Raw genomic sequence first — 26,147 nt, 5'->3', positions numbered from 1 at the left:
GATGACTCATGTTAGCAATTACTTTATTGTCAAAAACATATTTTCAAGCTTATATTTCTTACAAGGATTATACTTTAAAAGTCGAAAATGTTAAAATTTCAATAATTTTATTATAGTTACAATCCTACATACCGTAATATTTTGAGCTAAATGAAACACATAAAGGTGAACCATCGTAAGTACAAGATACACTTACTTTTAGTTTTCTTCGGTGGTCATAATAAGTATGATGATGAGTCTGCTTCCTCTCTAATTCGAGCTCAGAAAGACTTATACTCAATGCCCCTAGTAATGGTTCTGAATCAAATTCTTTGTTCAAAAAATGTGGGGCAGTTCTTTTGATATCTACCTCAACATAGCTTACGAAATTACCTTCTGCTTCTAAAAACATTCTACACTCGTCATTTTCAACAACCAAATTTCCAACATCATTACTTTTTACTTTTAATATTGACTCTAATTGAGAAATCGTCATGCCTATATATTGGAATGGTCGATGAAAAGGGGCATGCATTAAGGGTAAATTTATTGATATTGCTTTATCAATAGCTTTGCCTAAATTGTTGCTATCTGGTTGTGGATTCAATAAATTTTTATTAAAAACGACCCCAATCGTATTTAATAATCTTTTAAAAGAACTTTCATATTCATTTTCGTCCTTAAAGTCTGCATATAACTTACCTATGAGAAAACCTGGAATCTCACAATCTTTTAACATTATGGGTAAAACTTTAACCTTTTCATAAATTTGGAAATTCATGGCTACATCAAGTTCATTAATTACCCATGGTGCTCTCACTGAGTTAGGAGATAATATTACAGCAAAAAAATCTGCTTCATCAATACCTTGCCTAATTTTTTGAATCAGAGAATCTCCAATTTTCATTTCAGCCTCATCTAACCAACATTTTACACCGTGGTTCTCTAAATCAACTGCAAGTTTTCTTACAAAAGGCTTATCCGCATGGTTATGGCTCAAAAATACTTTTTTTATCATTTGTGGAAATTTTTTTTGAATTGATAATAAAGTTAAAACAAAATCAGAGCTAAATAAAATTGGCTCTGATTTTAAAATATTAACATACTTTACCTATTTCACCTCAAAAACATAGCTTCCAGAAGAAAGCGAAATCACTACTTTATCTCCTTCGGTTTTTTCAATTTTCACTTTCTTGCCTGATTCTGTAATTTGCTTATTAGCAGGAAGATACAAAGCAGCGGATGTATTTGGTGGAACAGTGAACTTATAAGTTGTTTTACCTCCTTCACTATTCCACTCGCTCTCTATTCTTCCGTAAATCGAATCGTAATACCCTTTAGCAGAGGTCATCTGGCCAGTTGGGTCGGGTGTTGGTTTGAGGATGAATTCTTTAAAACCTGTCTTTTGTGGATGACGCTGAATACCCAAAGAATAATTGTACATCCAAGCCGCTACCGCTCCAAACGAATAATGGTTGAACGAATTCATGGAGTTATTACCACCAAAACCATTTTCTACGGTGTAACTATTTAAGCGTTCCCAAATGGTAGTAGCACCATTAACCACCGAATATAGCCAAGATGGATATTGCTTATTAGTCAATAGTTGATACGCCAAATCATCACGACCGTTTGCAGAAAGTGCTTCACTCATAGATGCCGTACCGATGAAACCTGTCATCAAAGAGTTTTCTGGGCGTTCAACGCCGCCATCGTCTTTGTTTTTACGAGTGATAGTTTCGCTTAAATGCTTGATTACAAAAGGCTTATTTTGGGCATCAAATACACCTAAAGCCAAAGGAACAGCATAAGACGCTTGTGTATCAATCAAAACACCTTTATCTGAACTTCCACGGGTATCTGCTTCATTGGGTGCAGCCATAAAACCAGTTTTCATGCCCGATTTGACAGTTCGGTGCGAAGATTTATCTACATACGTTTCATTAAATATCCGCTTGATTTCTTCACTTCTCTTCAAAAAGCTTTTAGCATCATCGGTGTTGCCTAAAGCTTCGGCCATTTTGCTCATTAACTCTAAATCATAGGCAAAATAGGCCATCCAAAACAAAGTATTATCATTTTTATTGCCTTCTGGGCTCAACCAATCTCCCAACGGACCTTCATTTAGAATTCCTGTTGTTTTATCGATTTTAGTTTCTAAGAAAGCCATGTATTTTTTCATTGCACCATAATGCTCGGCCAACATTTGTACATCACCGTATTGTCGATAAGTTTCCCAAGCAACCACAACGCCAGCACTTCCCCAAAGTGTACCACCGAAACCACCACCTACAGGGGCAACATCGGTAAATCGACCGCTTTCTGGCTGAATATCACGCATGCCCAAAAGATGTCTTCTTAAAAATAAATTGGCATCGGTTAGGTAAGTACTACTTCTTGCAAATACTGAAATATCACCGCTCCAACCCATACGCTCGTTGCGTTGCGGGCAGTCGGTTGGTATCGAAACAAAATTTCCACGCAAAGACCAAGTAATATTCTCCCAAAAACGATTTACTAAAGGATTACTTGTTTCGTATTTTGAAGATATTTCAGAAATTGAACTAATGACTAAGCCTTTTACATCGGTTGCAGGAATAGCCTTTTCTACACCCGTAATTTCTAAATAACGATACCCATGAAAAGTAAATCTTGGTTGAATGATTTCATCGCCACCTTTTAGAATGTATTGGTCTTGTGCAAGAGCCGCTCTGATGTTTTCGAGCATAATCATACCTTCATTACCTTTATAATCGGGTAAATTTGGGTACGTAATTTCTGCATAGCGAAGGTTAATTATTTGCCCTTTTTTCCCATTTTTTATCAAAATCTGCGGAAACCCAACCATGTTTTGTCCCATATCATAGACAAATACCTTTTGTCTAACCTCTTCAACTTTTTGAGCCGATAGCGTTTTTACAATTTTGATATTTTCGCCCATCTGACCCACTAATTTGAAATCATTATAAGGTAAAGAAGCGGCATAACGACCCGAATATTTCACATCACCAACAATGCCCGTACCTTCGAGTGGTACTTCTACAGCTGATTTCCAAGCTTTATCATTATAGTTTGTTGTTGTCCAGCCCTTAATTGCTTCTTCTTTGGTGGCATCATATACTTCACCTTGGAAAAACGAACCTACTCGTATCGGGCCATCTGTAAATAATTTCCAGTCTTTATTATTAGTTGTGACGATTTGCTCAGAACCATCAGTGTAAGTAACAACTAGTTTTACCAACAACGATTGGCGGTCGCCGAACCAGTTCCAACTTTCACCACTGTAAGTAATATTACCACTCCACCAACCTTCACTCAGCCACGCTCCAATGGCATTGGCTTGTCCATTTTTGAGATTTGAGGTAACGTCAAAAGTTTGGTACATGTGGTTTTTATTATACTGCGTTAGGCCTGGATTAAAGTATTCATTACTCACACGATTTCCGTTGATAAACACTTCGTAAATTCCACGGGCAGTTACGTATAATCTTGCTTTTTTGATTGCTTTGGCATCAGTTTTAAATACCGAGCGTAGCATTGGCGTAGCATTTTTACTTGGATTGAGGGTGATAAGTGCCTCACCAGAAACTAACGGAGCTTTTTCCAGATGATATAAAGTATTACTTGGATAACGGAAGTTTTTTACTTGAATATCTGTAAAAAAGGCAGTTTGATTTGCCTTTGTTCTAAAACCGATATCGGCCAACATAGGGAAACTAATGAAGTTATTCCCCACACCCACCGGATTTAGGTTGAGTCCGCGAGGTGCAAATCTACTCGTTGGCGTCATTGATTTATCGGCAATTTTATGGGCTTCGTCAGTACCATCTATATAAAATTCAAAAACGCCAAAGTTGCACTCCACAAAAACTGTGTGTTTGGCATTTTTATTCGCTTGATTAATAATACTTTGCGGAATTGCAATAGATTTGAGTGGCTCTTCTGCTTTATCAGTTTTAGTATAACCCGCTCGATAAATATTGAGTTTTGCTGTCGAATTGGCTTCATTGGTTAGTGTAGAAATATCTAATTCTATTTCTACATAACTTTCATCTTTTTTACGCTCAACACCCATAAAATTGAGATACTGATTGCTCAATCGGCTATCATTTGCCCCAAAGATAAACGAACCTTTGCTTGAATTTTGGGCCAATTGAATATCATATTGAACCTTAAAAACCGACAAATAATGTGAGTAAAAATTCAAATCTTCATCTCCACCTCCTATCCATTCCGCACCCGACCATGCGTCAATTTTGGTATTCAGAAAACCAGTCTCAAACCATGATTTTGTGCTTGAAAGAGCATTAAAATTATCCCAAACGGTCAGTTTCCATGTATATCGAGTAGTTGGTTTTAAGGCTTCGCCTTCATATTGAATAGCGTGAGAAATACCCGAAATCACCTTTTTCGAGTCCCAAACCGTATGATTTTGCTCATCAGTAACCACAATTTGATAAGCCGTTTGCCCTTGTCCACGTTTATTGGTTGCATTATGCATTTGCCAAGAAAATTGTGGTTTGACTAAATCTGTTCCAATAGGTGTTGTTTGATAATTTACTTGGAGTTTCTGAAGAGTAAATTGAGCGTTAATCTGCCCAATAAATAGCATGAATGAAGCTATTAAGAATAAGTTTTTTTTCATTATTAAGGTCAAATATTACGTACAAAATCCAATAATTGTTAAAGTTATGGATTTAATAATTGTAAAGACTCCTGCACTGTCTTGTATCAAATTTGAATTGCTGATAATTTGCTAAAACACAATTATAGTTTATATTTATTAAATTTGTTATACAATCATCCTTATCTTCTGATGCACCCTTTAATCGACCACTTTCAAGGTTATCTACTTCTTGACAAAGAAGAAATAGAAATTATAAGTCAGAGGGTTTCTTTTTGCAAAATCAAACGCCGACAAATTATTTTACAAGAAGGTCAGGTTTGTAAACATTACACTTTTGTGGTCAAAGGCTGTTTTAGAATGTACGGCATTGATGATAAAGGATACGAACATAATATTCAGTTTGCAGCTGAAAACGACTGGATTGCCGATATTGACAGTTTTCATTCTGGAAAACCCAGCAAACTATATATACAAGCCATTGAACCCGCTGAAGTGATACAACTTGACTCTCCAAATTTGTATTTTCTCTACGAAAATATCCCAAAACTTAATCGTATTTTTAAAGTTATTGCTGAAAATAAGTTTATAGAACTTCAGAATAGAGTTTTACAAACTTTCAGTTCAACCGCCGAAACACGTTATTTAAGCTTTCTTGAACAATATCGACACTTAACAAACCGCCTACCTAATACACAAATTGCCTCATATTTAGGTATTACTCCTGAATTTCTGAGTAAAATACGTAAAGATTTGTGCAAAAATCATTGATTTCTTAAGGTAGTTTAAGGGTAGATATCAAACATTAATTATAATTTTGCAAAATCATTTTTTAACCAACATAATTATGAAATATCCAAAATTGATTGCTATTCTATTGATTTTCTTTGGAATATCTGCCACAGCAAATGCACAATCTTCGGTTGATGAAATCGTGAAAGAGTGGGAACGAGCGAAGGCATACACCAAAGAGTATCTCGATGCCATGCCAGAGTCAGGCTATGCATTAAAACCAACTCCAGAAATGCGTTCGTTTGCTCAACAAATGCTACACTTAACTGACGGAAACTATGGTTTTGCAGCAGCAGCTACAGGAGCAAAAAGTCCGGTTGGACAAGGAGAATCTGAAAAAACTACTGATATTTCAAAGGCTAACGTCACGAAATTGGTTTTAGCAGGCTATGACTTCGTAATTGAAAACGTGAAGAAAATGACTCCTGCCCAACTCAATGAAACTACCAAGCTTTTCGGACGCTTCGAAATGACTAAGGCAACCGCATTAGCTAAGTGCTTTGAACATCAAACACACCACCGTGGGCAAACAACGGTTTATATTCGTTTGGCTGGAGCAAAACCACCACAAGAGAAATTATTCTAGTATAAATTCAGCTTTTTTTATTGCCACGAATGTATGAATTGGGTTTTAATTCATTCGTGGCTTTTTTATGTCCTTATGAAAAATTTTCAGTTAATTATTTTTGTACTTCTTGCTCTACAAATACAAGCCCAGCAAAGTCTCAGAAGGGCATATCAGCCAGCAAATGTGATCAATAAAATTTCTTATGGAAACAATGTTGCTGTAGGAGATTACGTTCAAACCCAAGATTCCAAAATCTATTATGAAGTTTATGGGCAAGGTCAACCTATTGTGCTTTTGCACGGTGGAATCTTGGGTTCTACCATCGAAATGGCCGAATTTATTGATAGTTTGAAGAAAAACTTTCAAGTAATAGCCATTTCTACTCGTGGTCATGGAAAATCGGATATTGGCTCATTTCCTATCACTTACGAGAAAAAGGCTAATGATATAATTGCTGTTATTAATGCTGTTACAAAAGAAAAAGCAATAATTTTAGGCTTCAGCGATGGTGCTTACACGGCATATAAGGTTGCGAGTATGTATCCAGAACGCATCAAAAAAATGATTGCTATTGGTGCAGGTGAGCAGATTCCGGGCTTAAGAACCATCAATTTTAATCACGAACAATTACTTTCAGACAAGGCTTATTGGATTCAGCAAAAGGCACTTATGCCTCAACCCGAAAGATTGACAGATTTTTGGAGTGCTATGCAAACATTCTATAACGGAATAGTGGTCAGCAAAGAATTGTTAGGCTCTATTAAGTGTCCTGTTTTGTTGCTTTCGGGCGAATTAGATAGAAATGCTCCTTTACCGACCGTTATCAATGCTTACAACATGCTTCCAAAAGCTCAATTAAGTATTATCCCGAATACTGGTCACATTTGTTTTGCTGAAAATTTCCCAGCAGTTTGGGCAAGTATTACCCCATTTTTAAAAAACTAATATTATGAAAAAACTAAATCTTTTATTGGTATCTATGCTATTTTCGATGGTGTTATCGGCTCAAACCATCAAAATGAGCAAAGAAAATATTGAAGCTACAGAATATGTTTCAAGGTCTTTTGTAAAAATCTCAGGCAAAAAAATCTTAAAGGTTGAATTTGATACAACAAGTAAAGATGCAGATATGCCTTCTTATGTAAAAATCAAAGGGTTTGAATTTCAAAATGGGGTAATTGAGGTAAAAGTTTTGAGCCGGCTAATGAAAAATGCCCCAGCAACTTCTAGAGGTTTTATTGGACTTGCTTTCAGAATTGATGAAAAAAATTCAGCATTCGAGAGCATTTATATTCGCCCGACTAATGGCCGTACAGACGACCAAATCCGTAGAAATCATAGCATTCAGTATTTCTCTTATCCTGATTATAAATTTGATAAATTACGTAAAACCGAACCCGAAAAATACGAGTCTTATGCTGATATGGGTTTAAATGAATGGATAACAATGCGAATAGAAGTTGAAGGACAAAAAGCAAAATTGTTCTTGAATAATGCCAAATATCCTTCTTTAGTTGTTAATGATATGAAACACGGAAGTTCAAGGCCTGGTTCTATTGGACTTTGGGTTGGTAATTTTACTGAGGGGTATTTTAAAGATTTGAAAATCGTAAAGAAGTAAATATTTGAAGGTATTCTCGATGAATTTACCGACAATACCTTCACTTTTATCAGTTATTCTGCTTAATAATTTGGCGAAGTTGCTCTACTTCAGCTTCTGTTGGCATCGTGAGTGGTGGGCGAACATCACCAGCACTTTTACCAATCAATTTTGCACCTGCTTTTATCAAACTTACTGCATAACCACTTTTTTTGCCACGAAGCCTTACTAATGGAATATAAAAATCTTTCGTGATTTTCTCAACGGTGGCTTTATCGCCTGCACGCAAGGCTCTATAGAATTTATTAGCTAACTCTGGCACAAAATTGAAGGCTGCCGATGAATATGTATTGACACCAATCGACAAATAGGCCTCGGCAATAATCTCGGCAGTTGGAACTCCCCCAATGTACGAAAGACGCTTTCCTACTGTCTTGATAGTATCGTTCAAATCTTGCATATTGCCAGTACCATCTTTCAAACCAATGAAATTTGGACAAGTATCGGCTAGTTTTTTAATATATTCTGCCGATAAAACCCCATTGCCACGATTATAGTAAATAACAGGTAATGAGGTATTTTGCATAATTGCTTTGGCATATTCATACACGCCATCTTGTGGGCATTCGGTAAGATATGGCGGGAAGAGCAAAATGGCGTGGATTCCAGCTTTTTCAGCAATTTTTGTAAAAGTTTTAGCTTCGGAGATGCTTCTTCCTGCACTGGCAATTACTGGTACACGCTCAGCCACAACTTTGACCGAAATATTGACAATTTGCTCGTATTCATCAGCAGTCAGTGAGAAAAACTCGCCCGTTCCGCCAGCCACAAAAACAGATGAAACATCATGGCTTACGAACCACTCTATACGTTCGGCAAAGGTTTTGGCATTGAATTCACCTTTTTCATCAAAATCGGTGATTGGAAAAGAAAGAAGCCCGTCTTCGAGCGATGATTTTATTTTTGATAGTTCCATTTTTTATTTGTTTATCCCGTAGAGACAGGGCATACCCTGTCTCTACGGAAGGTTTTACCAACGTGTTGCCATAAATTTCCAATCAGGTTGTACTTTTTGCATTTCTATTTCGTCGTTGCGTTTGGTTAGACCGCATTTTTTGTAGTTTTCGTGCAATTTTGCTAAAGCGGCTCTATCTAATTCAACTCCTAAACCTGGCCCACTCGGTACTGGTACTGCCCCATCTTCAAATTTCATTCTACCGCCAAGAATGATTTCGTCAGATTGCCAAGGATAATGTGTATCGAGGGCATATTTAAAATTAGGAATGGCTGCTCCCAGATGCACCATAGCCGCCAACGAAATACCCAAATGCGAATTAGAGTGCATAGATAAATCACGCCCGAAAGTCTCGCAGATGCTCGTAAGCTTCATTGATTCCTGCAAACCACCCCAAAAATGGTGGTCAGATAAAATAATATCTTCCGAACCTAACTGAACACTGCTCGGAATATCCCCAAAGGAAGTCGTACACATGTTGGTAGCCAAAGGAGTTTTCAAGGCTTTTCTTACGGCCGCCATGTTTTCTTGTCCACGGCAAGGGTCTTCCAAGTATTCAATAATACCCTCCATTTCTTTGCCATATTTGATAGAAGTTTCTACCGTCCAAAGAGCATTGGGGTCGATACGAAGTGGCACATTGGGGCCAAATGCTTCGTGTAAAGCCAAGATTGCATCTACTTCTTGGCGTGGTTCAAACACACCTCCTTTGAGCTTAATCGACTGAAAACCAAATTCTTTGCACATGGCTTTGGCTTGAGCAACAATTTCGGCTGGATTCAAAGCACTTGCTTGACGAGCGGCATCCCAACCTGTGGCATTGGGGTCTGTTCCGAACTCCAATTCACCTCCTGCACCTTCGTATTTATAAAAAAGATAAGCCGAAAATGGCACAGCATCACGGCGTTTACCTCCCAATAAATCGACTATTGGACGATTAATTATTTTACCTATAATATCTAAACAAGCAACCTCAATCGAACTAAAAACATGCACAACAGTGCGTTGGTCCCAAGGAGTGAAACCTCTATCAGCAGGTTTTTCGGTTCCGAATTCGGCCAAAAGAATATCTCTGATTTTATTGATTTGAAAAGGGTCTTGACCAATAATGAGCGGTTTGCTTCTTTCCAAAGCCTTGTCTATATCAATATTTCCGGGAATCTCACTGACTCCACTAATATTGTCTTCAGTGACAAGTTCTACAACCGTACGCAAGGCATAAGGAGCATGCAAACCTGCTGCATTCAATAAAGGAGGGTCAACCACCGCAATAGGCGTAATGTGGAATTCTTTGATTTTTGGAAATTTCATTTTATGAATAAGTTTTAGCGAAGGTATCGCTTTAAGCGATGCCTTCGCTTGAATAATTACGTTAAAGGCCCGGGGTTAAAAAGTACCAAATCGTTATAAAGTCCCAATTTATCGGTGGCGACTTTTTTATTTCCGCTGGCTATTTCAAGAATGAGGTGGAATAATTCCCAGCCCATTTCTTCGATAGTTTTTTGTCCGAAAGCCACAGGCCCTGCGTCAAAATCTATCAAATCATGCCAACGATTAGCTAATTTTGAATTAGAACTTACTTTTATTACAGGAACCATATTTAAGCCATAAGGCGTACCTCTACCCGTAATGAACACATGCATATTCATGCCTGCAGCTAATTGGAGGGTTCCACAGGCAAAATCGCTGGCAGGAGTTGCTACAAAATTTAAACCTTTTTTACGCAGCTTCTCGCCCGGTGAAACTACATCCACAATCGTACTTGTACCCGATTTCACGACCGAACCAAGGGCTTTTTCTACGATATTACTCAACCCACCGCCTTTATTACCTGGGGTTGTATTGGCACTTCTATCTGCTTGCCCTTGACTGAGGTAATTATCGTACCAAGCCATTTCATCTTTGAGTTTTTGGGCAACTTCGGCATTTTCACAGCGAGGAACAAGCAAATGTACGGCATCACGCACTTCGGTAACTTCTGAGAAAAAAACTGTTCCTCCGCCTTTTACAATTAAATCCGCCGCAAAACCAGCCACTGGATTACCCGTCAAACCCGAAAAAGCATCACTGCCTCCGCATTGCATTCCCACCACTAAATCAGCTACTGAGCAAATTTCTCGTTTCCGTTGGTTGAGCTTTTGCAAATGTTTTTCGGCCATTTCCATAATGCCATCAACCATTTCATAAAAACCCTCGAAAGATTCATCTTGTAAATAAAGAATACTTCGACTTCGCTCGGTATCCGTTCCGTGGGCAGAGTGAAGTCGAAGCCCATCATCATCGGGCAACAATCTTTCTGGTCTTAATTTCTCACAACCTAAACCAATAATCATGATTTCACCACCAAAATTTGGGTTTTGAGCAATGTGTTTGATTGTGCGAATCGGAATAATAGCAGCTGGTGCATCAATGGCAATTCCACAACCATAACTATGATTGAAAGCTACTACGTCATCGACATTGGGATATAAGGGTAGTAATTCTTTTCTGATTTTATTTTCAATGAAATTCGTAATTCCTGCTACACATTGCACGCTGGTGGTTATTCCAAGAATATTCTTTGTACCTACACTACCATCGGGATTTCGGTAACCTTGGAAGGTATATTGTTCTAATTCCAACTCTATTTTCTCCTCAAAAGACAGTTGAATATAGTTAATATCCTCTAACTTTGGCGGTTGTGGCAAGCTAATATTACTTTCGTTTATCCAACTTCCTTTTTCGATAAATCTGTTTGCATAACCAATAATTTGCCCATAGCGAATCACCTCATCTCCTTCATCAAAAGACTTTAAGGCCACTTTATGTCCCATCGGAATATCTTCTTCGAGCACGACTCCGTCTAACACAATTGCCCCACGCTTCAAACCTGCTGGATTTGCTACAATGGCTACATTATCGTTAGGTGTTGTTTTTATTGCTATGTTTTGCATTTTTTCTGGTTTATTGGTTATTGGTGGATTGGTATATTAGTTTACTGGTCGATTAGCAATTGGTTATTTGTTACTGTTATATTTTTTATCCTTAAAACCCAATCCCCAATTTACCAATCACCAGCTCTCTACACCATCGGGAAAATCCAAGCGGCTATCATTGTCAGAATTACGCCCGCCAAGCCCATCAAACTCTGCATGGGAGCAATTGTTTTGAGAGCCTCTTCCTCAGTAAGGTTTGAAGTTTTACACATAATCCAAAAACCTGCGTCGTTCATCCACGGAATAAGTTTCGCTCCGCTTCCAATTGCCAAACATAAATACACGGGATGAAAACCCAAATTGGCATTCTGTGCCATTCCTGCTAAAATACCTGAAGCAGTTATCAAAGCCACCGTTGCCGAACCTTGTGCCGTTCGCACAACCATTGTGATAAAAAACGCCAACGGAATCAAGGCCATTTGGTAATCTTTCGTTAAATCAGCAATTCGGCTGCTAATGCCTGTCTGCTGCAACATTCCGCCAAAAGCTCCGCCTGCGGCAGTAATTAAAATGATACCTCCGCCACTTGCTAAGGCAGTTGAGGTGAAAGCCAATATTTTATCTTTACTTGTTTTTTTCTGCTTTGCTAATACCAAAAGAGCAAAAAGTCCGCCCATGAGTAAGGCAATATTTTTATCGCCAAAGAATAAAACGATATCTAAAACTGTATTTACGAACGGAATTTCGGTCAAAGGTTTATCAGATTTATGAAAAGCCTCTACTGCCGAACGAATACAAATAGTTACTAAAGGAAATGCTGCTGGCAATAAAGCCCACCCCAATGAAGGCAATTCACTATCATCTTTTTCGGCAATGGCAGCAATATCTTCCAAGCGTGCATCAGGTGAATCTCTTAGTGGAATATCAAACTTTTTATTCAAGTATTTAGCAATAAAAAATCCAACGGTTATCGTGCAAAGCCCCAACAAAACTCCACAAACCATCAATAATCCGATTGGTACATTAAACGAACTCACCAGAATCAAAGGACCAGGCGATGGCGGCACATAAGAGTTAGCCATTACAGCACCTGCAATTACGGAAAGAGCCAAAAGCAAGTAATTTTTCTTCAATCGCATACCCATTGCTTTAGCAAGTGGCATCATCAAGAAGATAACAGTATCGACAAAAACTGGAATAGTCAGAAAAAAACTACTCAAAATAAAGCCCAACGGTGCATTTTTTTCACCCGTAACTTTAAGCATACTTCTGATAATCTTCTCGGCTGCACCACTATCAAGCATAGCTTTGCCAATAATAGCCGCCATGGCAATCAGAATTCCTATTTTAGCACAAGTATTACCAAATTCGATTCCGATACGTTCACCAATACTTTTATGGGCTTGTTTGTAAGCATCAATGGCAGATACTCCTTTTGATAGATAATATTGTTCAACTAATTCGGGAGGAGTGAGTAGGGCAACTGCCAATGCAGCCAAAAGCAGTGCTAAGAAAGGATGTAATTTAAAGCCGATGATTCCACCGACAACAATAACAACACCAACGAGTAAGATTAGTATAGGGTCTGCCATAGAATTTATAGGGTTGAATTCTTGGCAAATGTATATAAACTAAATCCTATTTTCTATTAATATAATGCCAAAATATAATACTTTTTGGACTATGGCATTGTTTTTTATTTTCAAAATAATACATTCTTAACCATTAATAAGGGTAAGTTTCTCTTGAGTTCAAATAAAATACCCAATAAAAGCACATGACTAATCAAAAAGCCTTTATTGGGTAAATTTATAAGTTTATTATTTCAACTTTTCCAACTCTTCTTTCACAAAACTCATGAGTTCTGCAATGCATTCTTTCGAGAAATCGAACTTCACATTTGCGGCTTCGTAGATTTTGCCAATAGTGGTTGTATAGCCTAATCTAAGTGCATTTAGATAACCTTCAAGTCCTTTTGCTGGATTTTGCTTGTAATTTCTCCAAACGCTAATCGCTCCGAGTTGAGCCATACCGTATTCGATATAATAGAATGGCACTTCAAAAATATGTAATTGACGTTGCCAATTATAGCTTTTAAATCGCTCATAGCCTTTCCAGTCTGTCACTGAATCGGCAAATTTATTGAAGATATTTGTCCATGCTACTTGGCGTTCTTCGGCTGTGTGCGTCGGATTTTCGTAAATCCAATGCTGGAATTTATCAACAGTAGCAATCCAAGGCAAAACTTCGAGAATATCTTCTAAATGCTCAATCTTGGCACGTTTTAAATCTTCTTCTTTCTCGAAAAACACATCCCAATGCTCCATTGAAATCAATTCCATTGACATCGAAGCTAATTCGGCAACTTCTGATGTTGTACTACGGAATGAATTTAAAGGCAAATCTCGTACTTCGAAAGAGTGAATCGCGTGTCCGCCTTCATGCACCATCGTCACGACATCTCTCAAACTCGAAGTGGCATTCATAAAGATAAACGGCACTCCAATTTCTTCGAGTGGATAATTATAACCACCAGGAGCTTTACCCTTGCGAGATTCCACATCAAAATGACCCATTCTACGCATAATTCGAATGTAGTCAGCCAACTTCGGGTCTATTTTTTCAAAGCAAGCTACGGTTTTATCAAGCAAATCTTCACCATTTTTGAAAGGTTTTAGAGCTGGTTTCCCATCTGGGTCAACTTTCAAATCCCAAGGGCGAAGTACTTCAACGGCCAATTTTTCTTTACGCTCTTTCGTCATATCATTCACTAAAGGAACAACCGTTTCGGCCACTGCTTCGTGAAAATTGAAACAATCTTGCGGGGTGTAATCAAAACGACCCATGGCCGCAAACATATAATCACGGAAATTCAAGAAGCCAGCATTGACTGCCAATTGATGGCGTAAATCACGCAATTCGTTGAATAAAGCATCTAGTTTTTCGTGGTCTTGAAAACGACGTTCAGCAATTTTTGTCCAAGCTTCTTCACGTAGAACGCGATTCGGTGACTGCAACAAATCTCCAGCTTTAGGCAAGGTCATTTCTTCGCCATTGATATTCACGGTCATCGCTGCCGTGGTCGATTGATATTCTGTTTGCTTGGTTTGAATTTGAGTTTCAATCGGAATATTTTCTTCACGGAAAATCTCAACCGATTTCTTCATTCCACGAATTGTGATAAAGAAACCCTCATCGGTCAATTCACCCAAAAAGGGGCTTTCCAAAGCTTTTTTGTTGAGTTGGTCGCTATAAACTGAGAGTTCGGGTTGAATTTCTTCCACAAAAAATTGGTAGTTTTTTTGATTTTCCTCACTGGCAGTATCGCAAGTCATTTTGATGTATCGCCACGCCAAATTTTCAGATAAATAAGATTCTAATTCGCTGCGGTCAAGAAACCACTGACGGAGTTCTTCGGCATTAGCAATGGTGCGATTGACTAAGTTTTCATAAAGTGGCTTCAAATCTTGCCATGACGTGAGGGAGAATTCCTCTCCGATAAATGTGCGTAATTTTCGCTGTGGTATTTCTATTTCTTGCATTTTATAGATTTGAGATATGAGATTCGAGATACTGGATTCGGGATATGAGAAATTTCTCTCTTGCATCTCCTGTCTCGTATCTCGTATTCAAAATTAACGCTTAAACTCTTCTAAACAACGAAAAACCTCAAAAGTAAGGTCGTAATCATTGGCTGTGAGCACAAAATTATCTGGTAAATTACAAAAACGCATAAAATTCTTTAGCTCTTGTCCTTTCAGTTTTGTTACAAACGAAACATATTCTGCGTTATATCGGTATTCTACCAAAAGTTTTTTTAGGTCTTCTTGCTTCATAGCTTCCAGTTTTCGGCGAGTTTTACCTTCTTTACTAAAAAGCTGATACAAACCATCAATAGAGATACCTATACTACCCGGGGTTGAGGTATTCATGTTTACTAAGTTAGAAATATCCTTCCATTTTAGTTTGGTTGTTGCTTCGGGAGCAGCCATTAACTCATCAATTTGTTTCTTTATTTGCTCCAATCGCTTATCTCTTACCACCACTTCTTTGAGCATAATGGCATCCTGCTTCATTTCTATCACAGGTTCTGTGTTAGCACCATCCCAAGCAATTCCAGCACTTTTATAACCTACTGAAGCAATTTTTATAGAATCACCTTTCGATGCACGCACCAAAAAACTGCCATTATCACCAGTTTTGGTAATTTGTTTGGTATTTTTATTCACAACCGTGGCTGCTACTACTGGCTTACCCGTAGTTTTATCGACTGCCTTCCCAAGCACGTACGATTGTTGTGCGGAAGCCGAGAAAATCCCAAAAAACTGTAAGGGAATCAATAAAAGAAGAAATTTTAAAGTCCTCTCTATCAAAGAGGTTGGGTATTCCGTTTCTACGGTAAGGCTACTATTTAATTTGTCCATTCAAGATGATATATTTCACTTCTTTATCTTTTGTTAGCAGGAAACTCGCAGTTTCGTCGAGATTTAGCTCTTTATTAGCCGCCTCTTTCTCTGAAATCTTATATTTTTGAGCTATTTCAGGAAAATCGGCAAACATACTTACAGTCAATCCTTTAGCATCTATTTCTTTAATTCCCCAAAACGTTGAAAGGTCGCCGAGGTCATCTATAACGCTCGAAACCACAAAATCGGTAGCATTGTTGATATTTTTTTCGGTAAGAATAATGCCGATATCTTTGATTACTACTTTGCCGTTGTGAATGAATTCCGCATTTCGAATCAATACATCAAACAAAAACTTCTCATTATTCGGAATACTTTCGTAGGTACTTAACTGATGTTTTATATAAGTTTCTTCAGCAATCGACTGCATGCCTTTGAGCATTGCCACAAAGTTAAGCTTTCTAATATATTGTTTTTCAACATCATCTTTATACCCACCTGATTCTATTAAAATTAGGCTACTTCCCCACAAAGCTACGTTATCGCCAAAAGCTCGTGGCTCGTGTGGGTCATTCCATTTTCCTACATGCCCCGGAATAAACTGTTGCACCGCCTCATTCATCTCACAAATCACCTGCATGGCTCGTGTACGGGTAGGATTCCAATCTTGTGAAAAATTATAGGACGTAGCCAAGAACGAAATCGTTGCCTGCTTACTACTCATTCCGGCACTATATCTAATGCCTTGGTCGTGCAGGTTAAATGAAAATTCTGGTTTGAGTTCGTCTTGAAGTTTTTTGAGTAAAGTACCCTCAGGCGTTTGAAAACGAAGGGCATCTCGATTCATATCAATACCCGTTGCGGTGCGGCGTTGGAAACGTTCTGCCCCATCTGGGTTGAGCATTGGCACAAAATAAAGTGTACAATTATCTAATATTTTGCTTCGAAGGGCATCAAAACCATCGTTTTTTTCTTTAAAAAACCTAAAGATATCAAATAATGCCATGGTGGCAGTAGCTTCGTCGCCGTGCATTTGCGACCACAACAAAATCTTTGTTTTACCATGCCCCATTTTGATTTGGTAAATATCTCGTTCTTCGAACGATTGACCGATTTTTGCCACTTCAAAAGGTAGCTTTTCAATCAATGGAACAATATCTTTATGTTTAAATCTACGTTTGGTTAAGGTAGGTTCTTTGATTTTTTCGTGAATATCGAATAATTGTTTTGAGAAATCAGGAAGGCTCTTCTGGGCATCCGACGACATAGCTGAAAATAAAATAATGGTAATTGAAAAAACAAAGGTAAGGTGTTTGTGAAAAAGTACCATAGTTTTAAGCGAATATCGTGGTTGAAAGAATCATTAAAGTTTCCGCAGCTCATTTAGCAACGCCATCAATTCTCTAGGCGGATTGTCATGGTCGAAAGTAGAAGATTTGAATTTTCTCCGCCCTACATGTATAGTAATACTCGTCTGCAAAGCAGCATCTTTTGCCCTTTTATTGGATAGAGACTTAAAATCTTTCAATTCTTCAAATTTAAGTTTCTCACACACTTTCATCATTTCATTCCATTCTGTGGGTATGAGTTTTTTCTTAAAGATAATTGAATTTTCATCTAAAATATACTCTTTTTCTGTAACTATAATTTCTCTTCTGAAGCCACGTGTCGATTCAAGAAGTGTGATGGAAGTTATTTTCTGTGAAAAACCTTCAAATGCAATCAAAAATAATGAAATAAAAAATGGAGTTTTCATAAGTTCAAATAAAAAATGCTCTTCAAATTGAAGAGCAAAATAGTACTTAAAAAATACAAAACTGCCTTTTTGAGATTAGAATTTAGGGGTCTAAGCAAATTCTAATCTCATAAGTATTTATACTTATATTTTATTGAGTTCTAGGCTATTTTCCACAACATTTCTTGTATTTCTTACCACTACCACAAGCACACAAATCATTTCGATTTTGGGTGCTTAAGAGAGGTTTAGTTCCACCAATGACTCCACTTAGATAATACCAGCGACCATTTTCTTGTACAAATGTTGATTTTTCGTGATGCGTTCTCAAAGTACCCACTTCATCTAAATATGATGCTTTGAATTCAACCTCACCGAGTTCATCGCTTGGCTTTCCTTTTTGACTCGCAATTACTTCTAACTTTTGCCATTGATTAGCTACCGCCCAAGCTCTAATATCAGCCTCATCAAAATTCTTCTGCTGACTTGGATATGTTGTTTCAATCAAATATTTGGTATTCACTACGACATAAGCTGAGTACCTCGAACGCATGAGTTGTTCGGCCGTTTCGGCTTTTTTCTGACCGTTAATAATAGGCTCACAACACTCCGAAAAAGGTCTATTTTCACCACAATGACACATAAAGCGGGATAATTAATTATAAAAAAAGCTTCTTGGCGAAACACCAAGAAGCTGCAATTTACGTTAGAAAATCAATTGAAAAATACTTCATCAACAAAAAACCATGCTTTATCTCCCTTACCTGGGTGCCAGCTTGGCAATTTCGCAATGGGTTTTACAATAAGTTTTACCAATTTATAATTACCTCCACCCAAAGCCACATTTAGTCCAATATTAGCATTTAACTCCATTTTTGTTGGCATGGTAGGTTGTATTTTCTTTACTAATTTCAAATCATTCTTACTATTACCCGCCCATACTTCTACTGATGCAGGTGGCATGATGTAGGAGTCCATTTTTTGCAAATAGCTCACGGTCATATCTTTGAGTGGCTTTGGCGTTTTGAATTCGAATAATGCCACCATTTCATTCTCTCTAAAGCCCAACCAAGCGGGTTCTTGGAAATTATCAATAGCTCCTTTCTTGAAATCTGTAATAGTTTTAGCCCCTTTTCCTGCATATTTTGGATTGGTGGGTGTAAGCAAATAAACACTATCTGGCGTATAAGTTGCCTTATAAAAACTATATTCAATCATTTTACTCGAATACCAATTATCTTTTGTGGCGATAGCTTTGAGCTTTGTGTAGCTACTAATCATGATTGGCTTACTATAAACCAAATTAGTAGTTGAATCAGGATTTGTGCCATCGAGCGTATATCTGATTTTTACATCACGCAAAGTATGTTTAAGCACAATTGGCGTATTAGCTTTAATGATAAACTCTTCGTTGACCAAAATAGGTGGATTGAGTTTCAGAATTTCGTTAGGATTATCCACTCCACCTTTATCAAACCTCACTTTTGAATATCGACGAGCCAATTCATTAATAGTCGATTCATTGATTGGTGTATTCCAGATGAAGATTTCTTTTAACTTAGGCAAATCAAGCACTTTCTCAAGACTCTCTTTAGATACTTTTGTACCAGCCAAAGCCAAAGACTCTAAATTCTGACACTTTTTAAGTTGTTCTAAGGTTTTTCCAGTAATATCGGTCTGATTTAGGTTAAGTTTTTCAAGATTCGGGAAATTTATCAAGGATAAATCTTCATCTTTCAAAGGCATTTTTGAAAGGTTTAATACGACTAACTGCTCACGAACTTTTGAAAGGTTTTCTAAACTTTTTCGGTCGAATTTTTTACTCACAAAAAAGTCAGCTTGTAAAGCAGGCGAGCCATTTGCTAAAGCAAACACCGAACAAAAAGGTGTATTTACTTCTTCTATTTTAGCTGCCGAAGCAGCAGAAAAATCATAGTTCTTACTTGTTTGTGTAGTAGAATTAGCAGAAATTAATTTTGCAACAAGCTTCTTAGTCTCAGAATTTGAAGCATAATTTTTAATCACTTTCTTGGTATCTGCTCCTTCATTTATCCAAGCTATAAGTAAGGCAATTTCTTCTGCACTTAATTGCGGTTTGCCTTTCGGAGGCATGTGCTCTTTATGCTCTAAAGGCAAATTGGCTCGCTGAATAATGTGGCTATTTAAGGCATCTCCAATTTTCCAAATAGAGCCATTTTTTCCTCCTCTTAGAATTTTTTCGATACTACTCATATTTAGCTGACCTTTCGTTTTTTGGTCGTTATGGCAAGCTACACATTTCGCCTCTAAAATTGGGAAAATTGCTGCTTCATAAACTGTGTTTTCTTCCGTAAATTTCTTTGCTTCTGCTTTGCTTTGTAGCGACTCGAACAAGTAGTTTTCGCCATGTGTAATGCCCGCCCCAAAATGACCCGTAATAGCAATTACTGCCAATAATACCCAATTTGAGTAGTTTATTGAAGTAAATTTATCATAAAATGCAATAGCTAAGTAAGAAACAAAACTCACCAAGACACCCGTATATTTATGAATTTGTAAGAGACTTTCATCATACCCCCCTTCTCTAGATAAAAAGAAGCCCATCAAAGCTACAACAGCTGCTGAAATTGCGGTTAGCGTAAGCAATAGTTTCTGAAAAACCTCATAACTTTTACTTTCAAATTCGTTTTTCAAGAAAGTTAGAATCACCATCAAAACAACAAATCCAATAGGTAAATGCAGTAAAAGTGGGTGCATACGCCCAATTGGACTCATCCATACAGGAAGGCTTACTTTTTCTTCAAATAATAAAAGGAATAGTAAGAGTATATTTAAGCTTAATAATAGGTATGATGAGATTTTATAAAAGCGGTCCATTTAATCGGAATTACAGAATAATAAAAAACTCTTTACTTTTTTGCTAGACAATTTGGAAAATTGTACTACACCATGAGCCCTGGAATTACTTTTCCAGCGACATCAGTTAAGCGATATCTACGCCCCAGATGCTTATAGGTAAGTTGTTCATGGTTTAGCCCCATAAGGTGCATAACTGTTGCATGAAAATCATGAATATGCACAGGGTCACGCACGATGTTGTAGCCAAATTCATCGGTTTCGCCATAAACAATGCCAGGTTTTACGCCGCCACCTGCCATCCAAATACTGTAAGCACGAGGATGGTGGTCTCGACCATAATTATCTTTCGTGAAATTACCTTGACAATAATTCGTACGGCCAAATTCTCCACCCCAAATCACCAAAGTTTCATCGAGAAGTCCGCGTTGCTTCAGGTCGGTAATTAGTGCCGCAGAAGCACGGTCAACATCTTGAGCTTGAAGTGGCATTTCACCGGGAAGATTTCCATGTTGGTCCCACCCTTGGTGATAAAGCTGAACAAATCTCACTCCCGATTCTGATAATTTTCGAGCTAAAAGAGCATTTGCTGCATAAGTTCCGGGTACTAAACATTCGGGGCCATACATTTTAATAATATGGTCAGGTTCTTTTGATAAATCAGTAAGTTCAGGCACAGCCGTTTGCATTCTGTAAGCCATTTCGTATTGTTGAACTTTAGCCTGTACTTCAGGGTCGCCATTCTCTTCAAAACCTAAGTGATTAAGCTCCGATAATTTATCTAACATTCTTCGGCGAGCCATTTTATCTGTACCTTCGGGGTCGTTGAGGTACAAAATTGGGTCTTCTCCACTACTAAAAACTACCCCTTGGTGTGTAGAATCTAAGAATCCGTTTGTCCATAGTTTTGAGTAAACCCCCTGTCCATTTCCACGGCCACGTGAAAGTAATACACAGAATGCAGGAAGATTTTTATTTTCACTTCCTAAACCATAGCTAAGCCACGCCCCCATGCTCGGACGATTACCCACCTGTGCCCCTGTTTGCATAAAAGTAAGTGCAGGGTCATGGTTAATGGCATCGGTATTCATGGTTCGAACGATGCAAATATCATCAACTATTTTAGCAATATTTGGAAACAAATCACTCACCCAAGCACCCGATTGTCCGTATTGTTTAAAATCGAAAAATGAACCCATCAACGGAAATTTAGTCTGATTCGATGTCATTCCTGTTAAACGTTGCCCATTTCTGATAGAAGCAGGCAAATCTTCTCCCATCATTTTTGCAAGTGTGGGTTTATAATCGAAAGATTCTAACTGCGAGGGAGCTCCATTCTGAAATAAATAAATGACACGTTTGGCTTTAGGTGCAAAATGTGGAAGTCCTAAAGGGAGTTGGTCGAGGCTCTCATCACCCGAGCCTTTGAACAAATTAGGCATCAATAATGAACCCAAGGCTAAACTACCAATACCTGCAGCAGTTTTACCCAAGAAATGCCTACGAGTAACATTTAGCTTATGGTTGAAGAATTCGTTTTGCATAATGAATGCTAGTTTTATTTTACATTTGACCTTTTCAGAGTCAGTTTTTTTACTTATTCCTTCTATTCGTGTTTAACTACTTCGTAGTTTTTTCTTTCAAATTATTTCACTTTCCTATCTAATCTAAGAGCTGTTGAATGAAAGTCCGTAAGGACATTAACTCGAATAACGTACATGAAATCTACGGATTTGAAAAGAGAAACGAAAACCGCGAAAGGAGTTAAACGTGCTTTCACCCTCTCACAATGGCCTCTTCCATGTTAAAAATCATCTGGATGGCCTGCATCAAGGCGGCAGTAGCCTGTTTATCTTTTATATCTTTCTTCTTAAATTCACCAACGCTCAAAATTTTCTGAGCTTTTGCAGCATTTTTACCAAAAAATTCCTTTTCCGACTCAAAATAATTACTTAAAATCGCCAGTTCTTTAGCCTTCGGTTGGCGACAAACAATTTTTCGAAAAGCCTTTTCGAGTTTCTTTTCTAAAGGAATATTTTCGCTCATTAGGTTTTCGGCCATTACTCTTGAGCCTTCCATTACTTGAGGGTCGTTCATCATTACCAAAGCTTGCAATGGCGTATTTGTTCGGCTTCTCTGAACCTCACATTGGTCGCGGTTACTAGCATCAAAAATAAGCATTGAAGGAGGCGGCACCGTACGTTTGATAAATACATACATTCCCCTACGGTAAAGGTCTGACTCGTGGTCTTGTACATATCGAGCCAAAGTACCACGGCCCGAAGTAGCTACTTCCCACAAACCTTTTGGTTGATAAGGCTTCACACTTGGTCCACCAATTTCAGTGTTTAATATACCACTGCTGGCCAACACGTGGTCTCGTACGTTTTCTGCAGGAATACGTAAACGTGAAGCCCTTGATAAATAAATATTTTCAGGGTCAATTTTTAGGTGTTTATCATTTAGAGTAGAAGATTGTCGATACGTGGCCGACATAACAATTTGTTTCACTAAACGTTTGATATTCCAGCCATTTGTTCTGAAATCAACTGCCAACCAATCTAATAATTCCGGGTGAGATGGAAGTTCGCTTTGCATACCAAAATCACCGAGAGTTTTTACAATTCCTCGTCCAAAAAACTGAGCCCAAATTCGGTTGACAAACACGCGAGCAGTCAGCGGATTCTTTGCATCTAACAACCATTTTGCTAAACCTAAGCGATTCTTCTCAAGTTTATTGGTATCGAAAGGCATAATACTACTTGGAACACCAAATCTTACTACTTCGCCATGAGCATCATAATTGCCACGATTCAGCACATAAGTTGGTCGAACCACCGATGAATCTTTCATCACCATGACTGCAACTTTGGCTGTATCTTTTTTATTAATAAACTTCAAAATCGACTTCACATCTTCGGTTGAAATTTTCATATTTGGTGGGTCGGCAAAAGAGGCATCTATCGTACCAAAAAGACCTTTTTCGGGAACTTGGTTAAAAAACGCAAAAGTTCGATAATAATCCTTTTGCGAAATTGGGTCATATTTATGGTCGTGGCAATGAGCACACTCAAAAGTTAAGGCTAAAAATGCTTTTCCAAAAGTATTGGTACGGTCAGTTACATATTCTACACGATATTCTTCATCAATTACTCCGCCTTCTTGTGTAATCTTATGATTTCGATTAAAACCTGTCGCCAACAACATTTCTTTATTGGGGTTGGGCAATAAATCTCCGGCTAACTGCCACGTAACAAACTGGCTATAAGGATAATTTGAGTTAAACGCATGAATTACCCAATCACGCCAAGGCCACATCGTACGTAAGCCATCATCTTGGTACCCATGTGAATCGGCATAACGAGCCACATCAAGCCACGGAATAGCCATTTTTTCTCCATAATGCTTGTCTTTGAGCAGTTCATCAACAATTTTTTCATAAGCATTTGGCGAATTATCCTTCAAGAACCTTTCTTGCATTTCAAGCGTTGGGGGCAATCCGACAAGGTCGAAACTCACTCTTTTCAATAAGCGTTCTTTATCAGCCTCTTCATTAGGTTCTAAACCTTTTTCGTCCATTTTCGCGTAGGTAAAATAGTCGATTTCATTTTTCACCCAATCTTTATCTGCTTCTGGAAGTTTCGGTTTTTGAGGAGCAATAAAAGCCCAGTGAGGCTTGTATTTCGCCCCTTGCTTTATCCATTTGGCAATTAATTCAATTTCGTGTTGAGTAAGTTTCAGATTCGACTCAGGCGGAGGCATTCTAAGCGTAGAATCCTTAGTGATAAGTCGTTGATAAACTTCAGAGGCTTCTAAATTTCCAGCTACAATGGCATGTGCTTTTGGGTTATCTTTCAGAGCGGCATAAGCACCTTCGGGTGTATCAAGGCGTAAATTTGCTTCTCGCTTATTTACATCTGGACCATGACATTTGAAACATCTATCTGAAAGAATTGGGCGGATATGGAAGTTGTAGTCAACTTCATCGGGTATGGCTCCTGTCTCGGCCGAAGAACTGGTGCAATTGGATACAATCGTAGCCAAACTTACACTTGTAAGCAACAAAAGAATAAAAGTTTTAGCTCTGAAAACTATACTTTTCATCGGTTAAACAAATAGGGGTTTATAACGAATAGATTGTCAAAATCAATTTATAAAATATTTTTTCATTTAATTAGCTATTTACCAATAACTTTACTTTTCATTCGCTCTTAAAATAGCTCTAAATAGGAAAAAATAGTTTTTAAAAAATTTTAGTAAATATAAGTAGAAAGAATAAAAAAAAAGTTATTTATATAAAAAAAACTTTAAAAAATATTATTTTTACAATCTAAGCAATATTCAAAAAACCCAACCATCTATTTCTAATTCAATATTCATGAAAAAAACATTGATTCGTTCGGCCTATGCTTTGGCCATTTTTTCAACCTCAACCACATTTTTTGCTTTTCGTAATCATATCGACCCACCGAGTAAGGCTGTACCCGCCGAAGGCATCAAACTTCCTGCGGGTTTTTCAGCTACAGTTCTAGGCTCTGATTTAGGAGCAACTCGACACATTACTGTTTCAAAAAATGGCGATGTTTACGCTAAATTATCTAAACTTAAAGATGGAAAAGGCATTTGTTTATTAAGAGATACTAATAAAGATGGTGTCATTGATGAAACAAAATATTTTTCAAATTACCCAGGAACCGGTATCACCATCAAAAATGGATTTCTTTACGCCTCTTCGAATACTGGCGTGCTTCGCTACAAGCTCAATGAAAAAGAAGAGGTGATAGACACCGAAAATCCAGAAAAAATAGTTGATGGATTGGTAGATAAAGGCCGAGATAATGCCAAACCCTTTGTGCTGGATAATGCTAATAATATTTATGTTACGGTGGGTTCGTATAATGACCCTTGCCGTGAAAAAGGTTCGGGCAAAGGTATTATGCCATGTTCGATTTTAGATTCGGCGGGTGGAATTTGGAAATTCAATGCTCAAAAATTGAATCAAACTTATGCCGATGGCATTCGCTATGCAACTGGACTAAAAAATGCGGTTGGAACTGCTTGGAATTCCAAAACAAACACGCTTTTTGCAACCGTACATGGTCGTGGACAATTCCATGATTTTTATCCGCAATATTATACGCCACAACAAAGTGCCGAGCTTCCAGCCGAAACACTTTACGAACTTCACCAAGGAGATGATGCAGGCTGGCCATATATCTATTATGACCAATTTCAGAAAAAGAAAATTGTTGCTCCTGAGTACGGTGGCGATGGCAAAAAAACAGGTGGCGAAAAAGCAATCAATCCAACGGTGGCTTTTCCTGCTCACTTAGGGCCAAATGATTTACTTTTTTATACTGGCACGATGTTTCCTGCGAAATACCGAAATGGAGCATTTATTGCTTTTCACGGACAATCTCCTGAATTAAAGAAAGGATATTTGGTGGCTTTTGTGCCATTTGTGGGCAATAAACCTTCGGGTAAATGGGAAATTTTTGCTGATGGTTTTGCTGGAACTGACCTCGTGAAACCTACTGGCCCAATTCAGCATCGCCCTTGCGGATTGGCCCAAGGCCCCGATGGAGCCTTATACGTGAGCGACGATTTAGGCGGAACTATTTACCGAATTGCTTATAAAAAGTAATAGATAACTATCAGTTTTAAATAAAAATAGGTCT

The 26,147-nt window shown here is 37.9% G+C and carries 19 protein-coding genes; 5 read left to right on the top strand and 14 right to left on the bottom strand.

Translation table 11 applies throughout. The features are described from left to right. Nucleotides 1-124: 124 nt before the first annotated feature. Together EMTOL_RS09720 and EMTOL_RS09715 are read right to left on the bottom strand one after the other, a co-directional pair. Nucleotides 125-997 (bottom strand): toll/interleukin-1 receptor domain-containing protein, encoded by an 873-nt coding sequence (locus EMTOL_RS09720; RefSeq protein WP_015029109.1) that lies wholly within the window; start codon nucleotides 995-997, stop codon nucleotides 125-127. A 93-nt stretch (nucleotides 998-1,090) separates the two neighbouring features. Further along, a complete protein-coding gene (locus EMTOL_RS09715; RefSeq protein ID WP_015029108.1) occupies nucleotides 1,091-4,624 on the bottom strand; it encodes an alpha-L-rhamnosidase in 3,534 nt (1,177 codons plus the stop codon). Nucleotides 4,625-4,795: 171 nt separating this feature from the next. Here EMTOL_RS09715 and EMTOL_RS09710 point away from each other — a divergent pair, with 171 nt between their 5' ends. The 4 genes from EMTOL_RS09710 (at nucleotide 4,796) to EMTOL_RS09695 (ending at nucleotide 7,584) form a co-directional block, all read left to right on the top strand. Next, nucleotides 4,796-5,374, top strand: a complete 579-nt coding sequence (locus EMTOL_RS09710; protein WP_015029107.1) for a Crp/Fnr family transcriptional regulator — start codon at nucleotides 4,796-4,798, stop codon at nucleotides 5,372-5,374. A 76-nt stretch (nucleotides 5,375-5,450) separates the two neighbouring features. Beyond that, complete coding sequence (locus EMTOL_RS09705) at nucleotides 5,451-5,981, top strand: DinB family protein (RefSeq protein ID WP_015029106.1); 531 nt, start codon at nucleotides 5,451-5,453, stop codon at nucleotides 5,979-5,981. Nucleotides 5,982-6,056: 75 nt separating this feature from the next. Next, nucleotides 6,057-6,908: an alpha/beta fold hydrolase gene (locus EMTOL_RS09700; protein ID WP_041694042.1), complete on the top strand. Its 852-nt coding sequence runs from the start codon at nucleotides 6,057-6,059 to the stop codon at nucleotides 6,906-6,908. Nucleotides 6,909-6,912: 4 nt separating this feature from the next. Beyond that, nucleotides 6,913-7,584, top strand: coding sequence for a LamG domain-containing protein (locus EMTOL_RS09695; protein ID WP_015029104.1), 672 nt, complete (start codon nucleotides 6,913-6,915; stop codon nucleotides 7,582-7,584). 49 nt (nucleotides 7,585-7,633) lie between these two features. On the opposite strand, the gene kdgD is transcribed toward EMTOL_RS09695, so the two are convergent. The 12 genes from kdgD to EMTOL_RS09635 form a co-directional block, all read right to left on the bottom strand. Beyond that, entirely contained in the window at nucleotides 7,634-8,539 is a 906-nt protein-coding gene (kdgD, locus tag EMTOL_RS09690; protein WP_015029103.1) for a 5-dehydro-4-deoxyglucarate dehydratase, read from the bottom strand. A 54-nt stretch (nucleotides 8,540-8,593) separates the two neighbouring features. Next, nucleotides 8,594-9,889 carry a glucarate dehydratase family protein gene (locus tag EMTOL_RS09685; RefSeq protein WP_015029102.1) on the bottom strand — a complete coding sequence of 432 codons (1,296 nt, stop codon included), beginning with the start codon at nucleotides 9,887-9,889 and terminating at the stop codon, nucleotides 8,594-8,596. A gap of 56 nt (nucleotides 9,890-9,945) precedes the next feature. After that, a complete protein-coding gene (garD, locus tag EMTOL_RS09680) occupies nucleotides 9,946-11,511 on the bottom strand; it encodes a galactarate dehydratase (RefSeq protein WP_015029101.1) in 1,566 nt (521 codons plus the stop codon). 128 nt (nucleotides 11,512-11,639) lie between these two features. Next, entirely contained in the window at nucleotides 11,640-13,085 is a 1,446-nt protein-coding gene (locus EMTOL_RS09675; protein ID WP_015029100.1) for a GntP family permease, read from the bottom strand. Nucleotides 13,086-13,313: 228 nt separating this feature from the next. Beyond that, on the bottom strand, nucleotides 13,314-15,035 hold the full coding sequence (locus tag EMTOL_RS09670) for a M3 family oligoendopeptidase (protein WP_015029099.1): 1,722 nt from the start codon (nucleotides 15,033-15,035) through the stop codon (nucleotides 13,314-13,316). A gap of 93 nt (nucleotides 15,036-15,128) precedes the next feature. After that, a complete protein-coding gene (locus tag EMTOL_RS09665; protein ID WP_015029098.1) occupies nucleotides 15,129-15,917 on the bottom strand; it encodes a carboxypeptidase-like regulatory domain-containing protein in 789 nt (262 codons plus the stop codon). Next, a complete protein-coding gene (locus EMTOL_RS09660) occupies nucleotides 15,901-17,229 on the bottom strand; it encodes a M14 family zinc carboxypeptidase (RefSeq protein WP_015029097.1) in 1,329 nt (442 codons plus the stop codon). Before EMTOL_RS09660 ends, EMTOL_RS09665 begins: the two co-directional genes overlap by 17 nt. A gap of 33 nt (nucleotides 17,230-17,262) precedes the next feature. Next, nucleotides 17,263-17,655, bottom strand: a complete 393-nt coding sequence (locus EMTOL_RS09655; protein WP_015029096.1) for a hypothetical protein — start codon at nucleotides 17,653-17,655, stop codon at nucleotides 17,263-17,265. A gap of 145 nt (nucleotides 17,656-17,800) precedes the next feature. Further along, on the bottom strand, nucleotides 17,801-18,277 hold the full coding sequence (locus tag EMTOL_RS09650) for a YchJ family protein (RefSeq protein ID WP_015029095.1): 477 nt from the start codon (nucleotides 18,275-18,277) through the stop codon (nucleotides 17,801-17,803). 71 nt (nucleotides 18,278-18,348) lie between these two features. Then, nucleotides 18,349-20,490, bottom strand: a complete 2,142-nt coding sequence (locus tag EMTOL_RS09645) for an FN3 associated domain-containing protein (RefSeq protein WP_015029094.1) — start codon at nucleotides 20,488-20,490, stop codon at nucleotides 18,349-18,351. A 65-nt stretch (nucleotides 20,491-20,555) separates the two neighbouring features. Next, the gene (locus tag EMTOL_RS09640) at nucleotides 20,556-22,013 is read right to left on the bottom strand and encodes a DUF1501 domain-containing protein (protein ID WP_015029093.1); all 1,458 of its coding nucleotides are present in this window, start codon (nucleotides 22,011-22,013) and stop codon (nucleotides 20,556-20,558) included. A gap of 232 nt (nucleotides 22,014-22,245) precedes the next feature. After that, entirely contained in the window at nucleotides 22,246-24,573 is a 2,328-nt protein-coding gene (locus EMTOL_RS09635) for a PSD1 and planctomycete cytochrome C domain-containing protein (protein ID WP_015029092.1), read from the bottom strand. A 274-nt stretch (nucleotides 24,574-24,847) separates the two neighbouring features. On the opposite strand from EMTOL_RS09635, the gene EMTOL_RS09630 reads away from it, so the two are divergent. Further along, nucleotides 24,848-26,113, top strand: coding sequence for a PQQ-dependent sugar dehydrogenase (locus EMTOL_RS09630; RefSeq protein WP_015029091.1), 1,266 nt, complete (start codon nucleotides 24,848-24,850; stop codon nucleotides 26,111-26,113). The last annotated feature ends 34 nt before the right edge of the window (nucleotides 26,114-26,147 follow it).

The organism is Emticicia oligotrophica DSM 17448, from assembly GCF_000263195.1.
GTDB lineage: Bacteria > Bacteroidota > Bacteroidia > Cytophagales > Spirosomataceae > Emticicia > Emticicia oligotrophica.
Note: the sequence above shows the minus strand (reverse complement) of the source record. Positions and strands in the feature narration are given on the sequence as shown.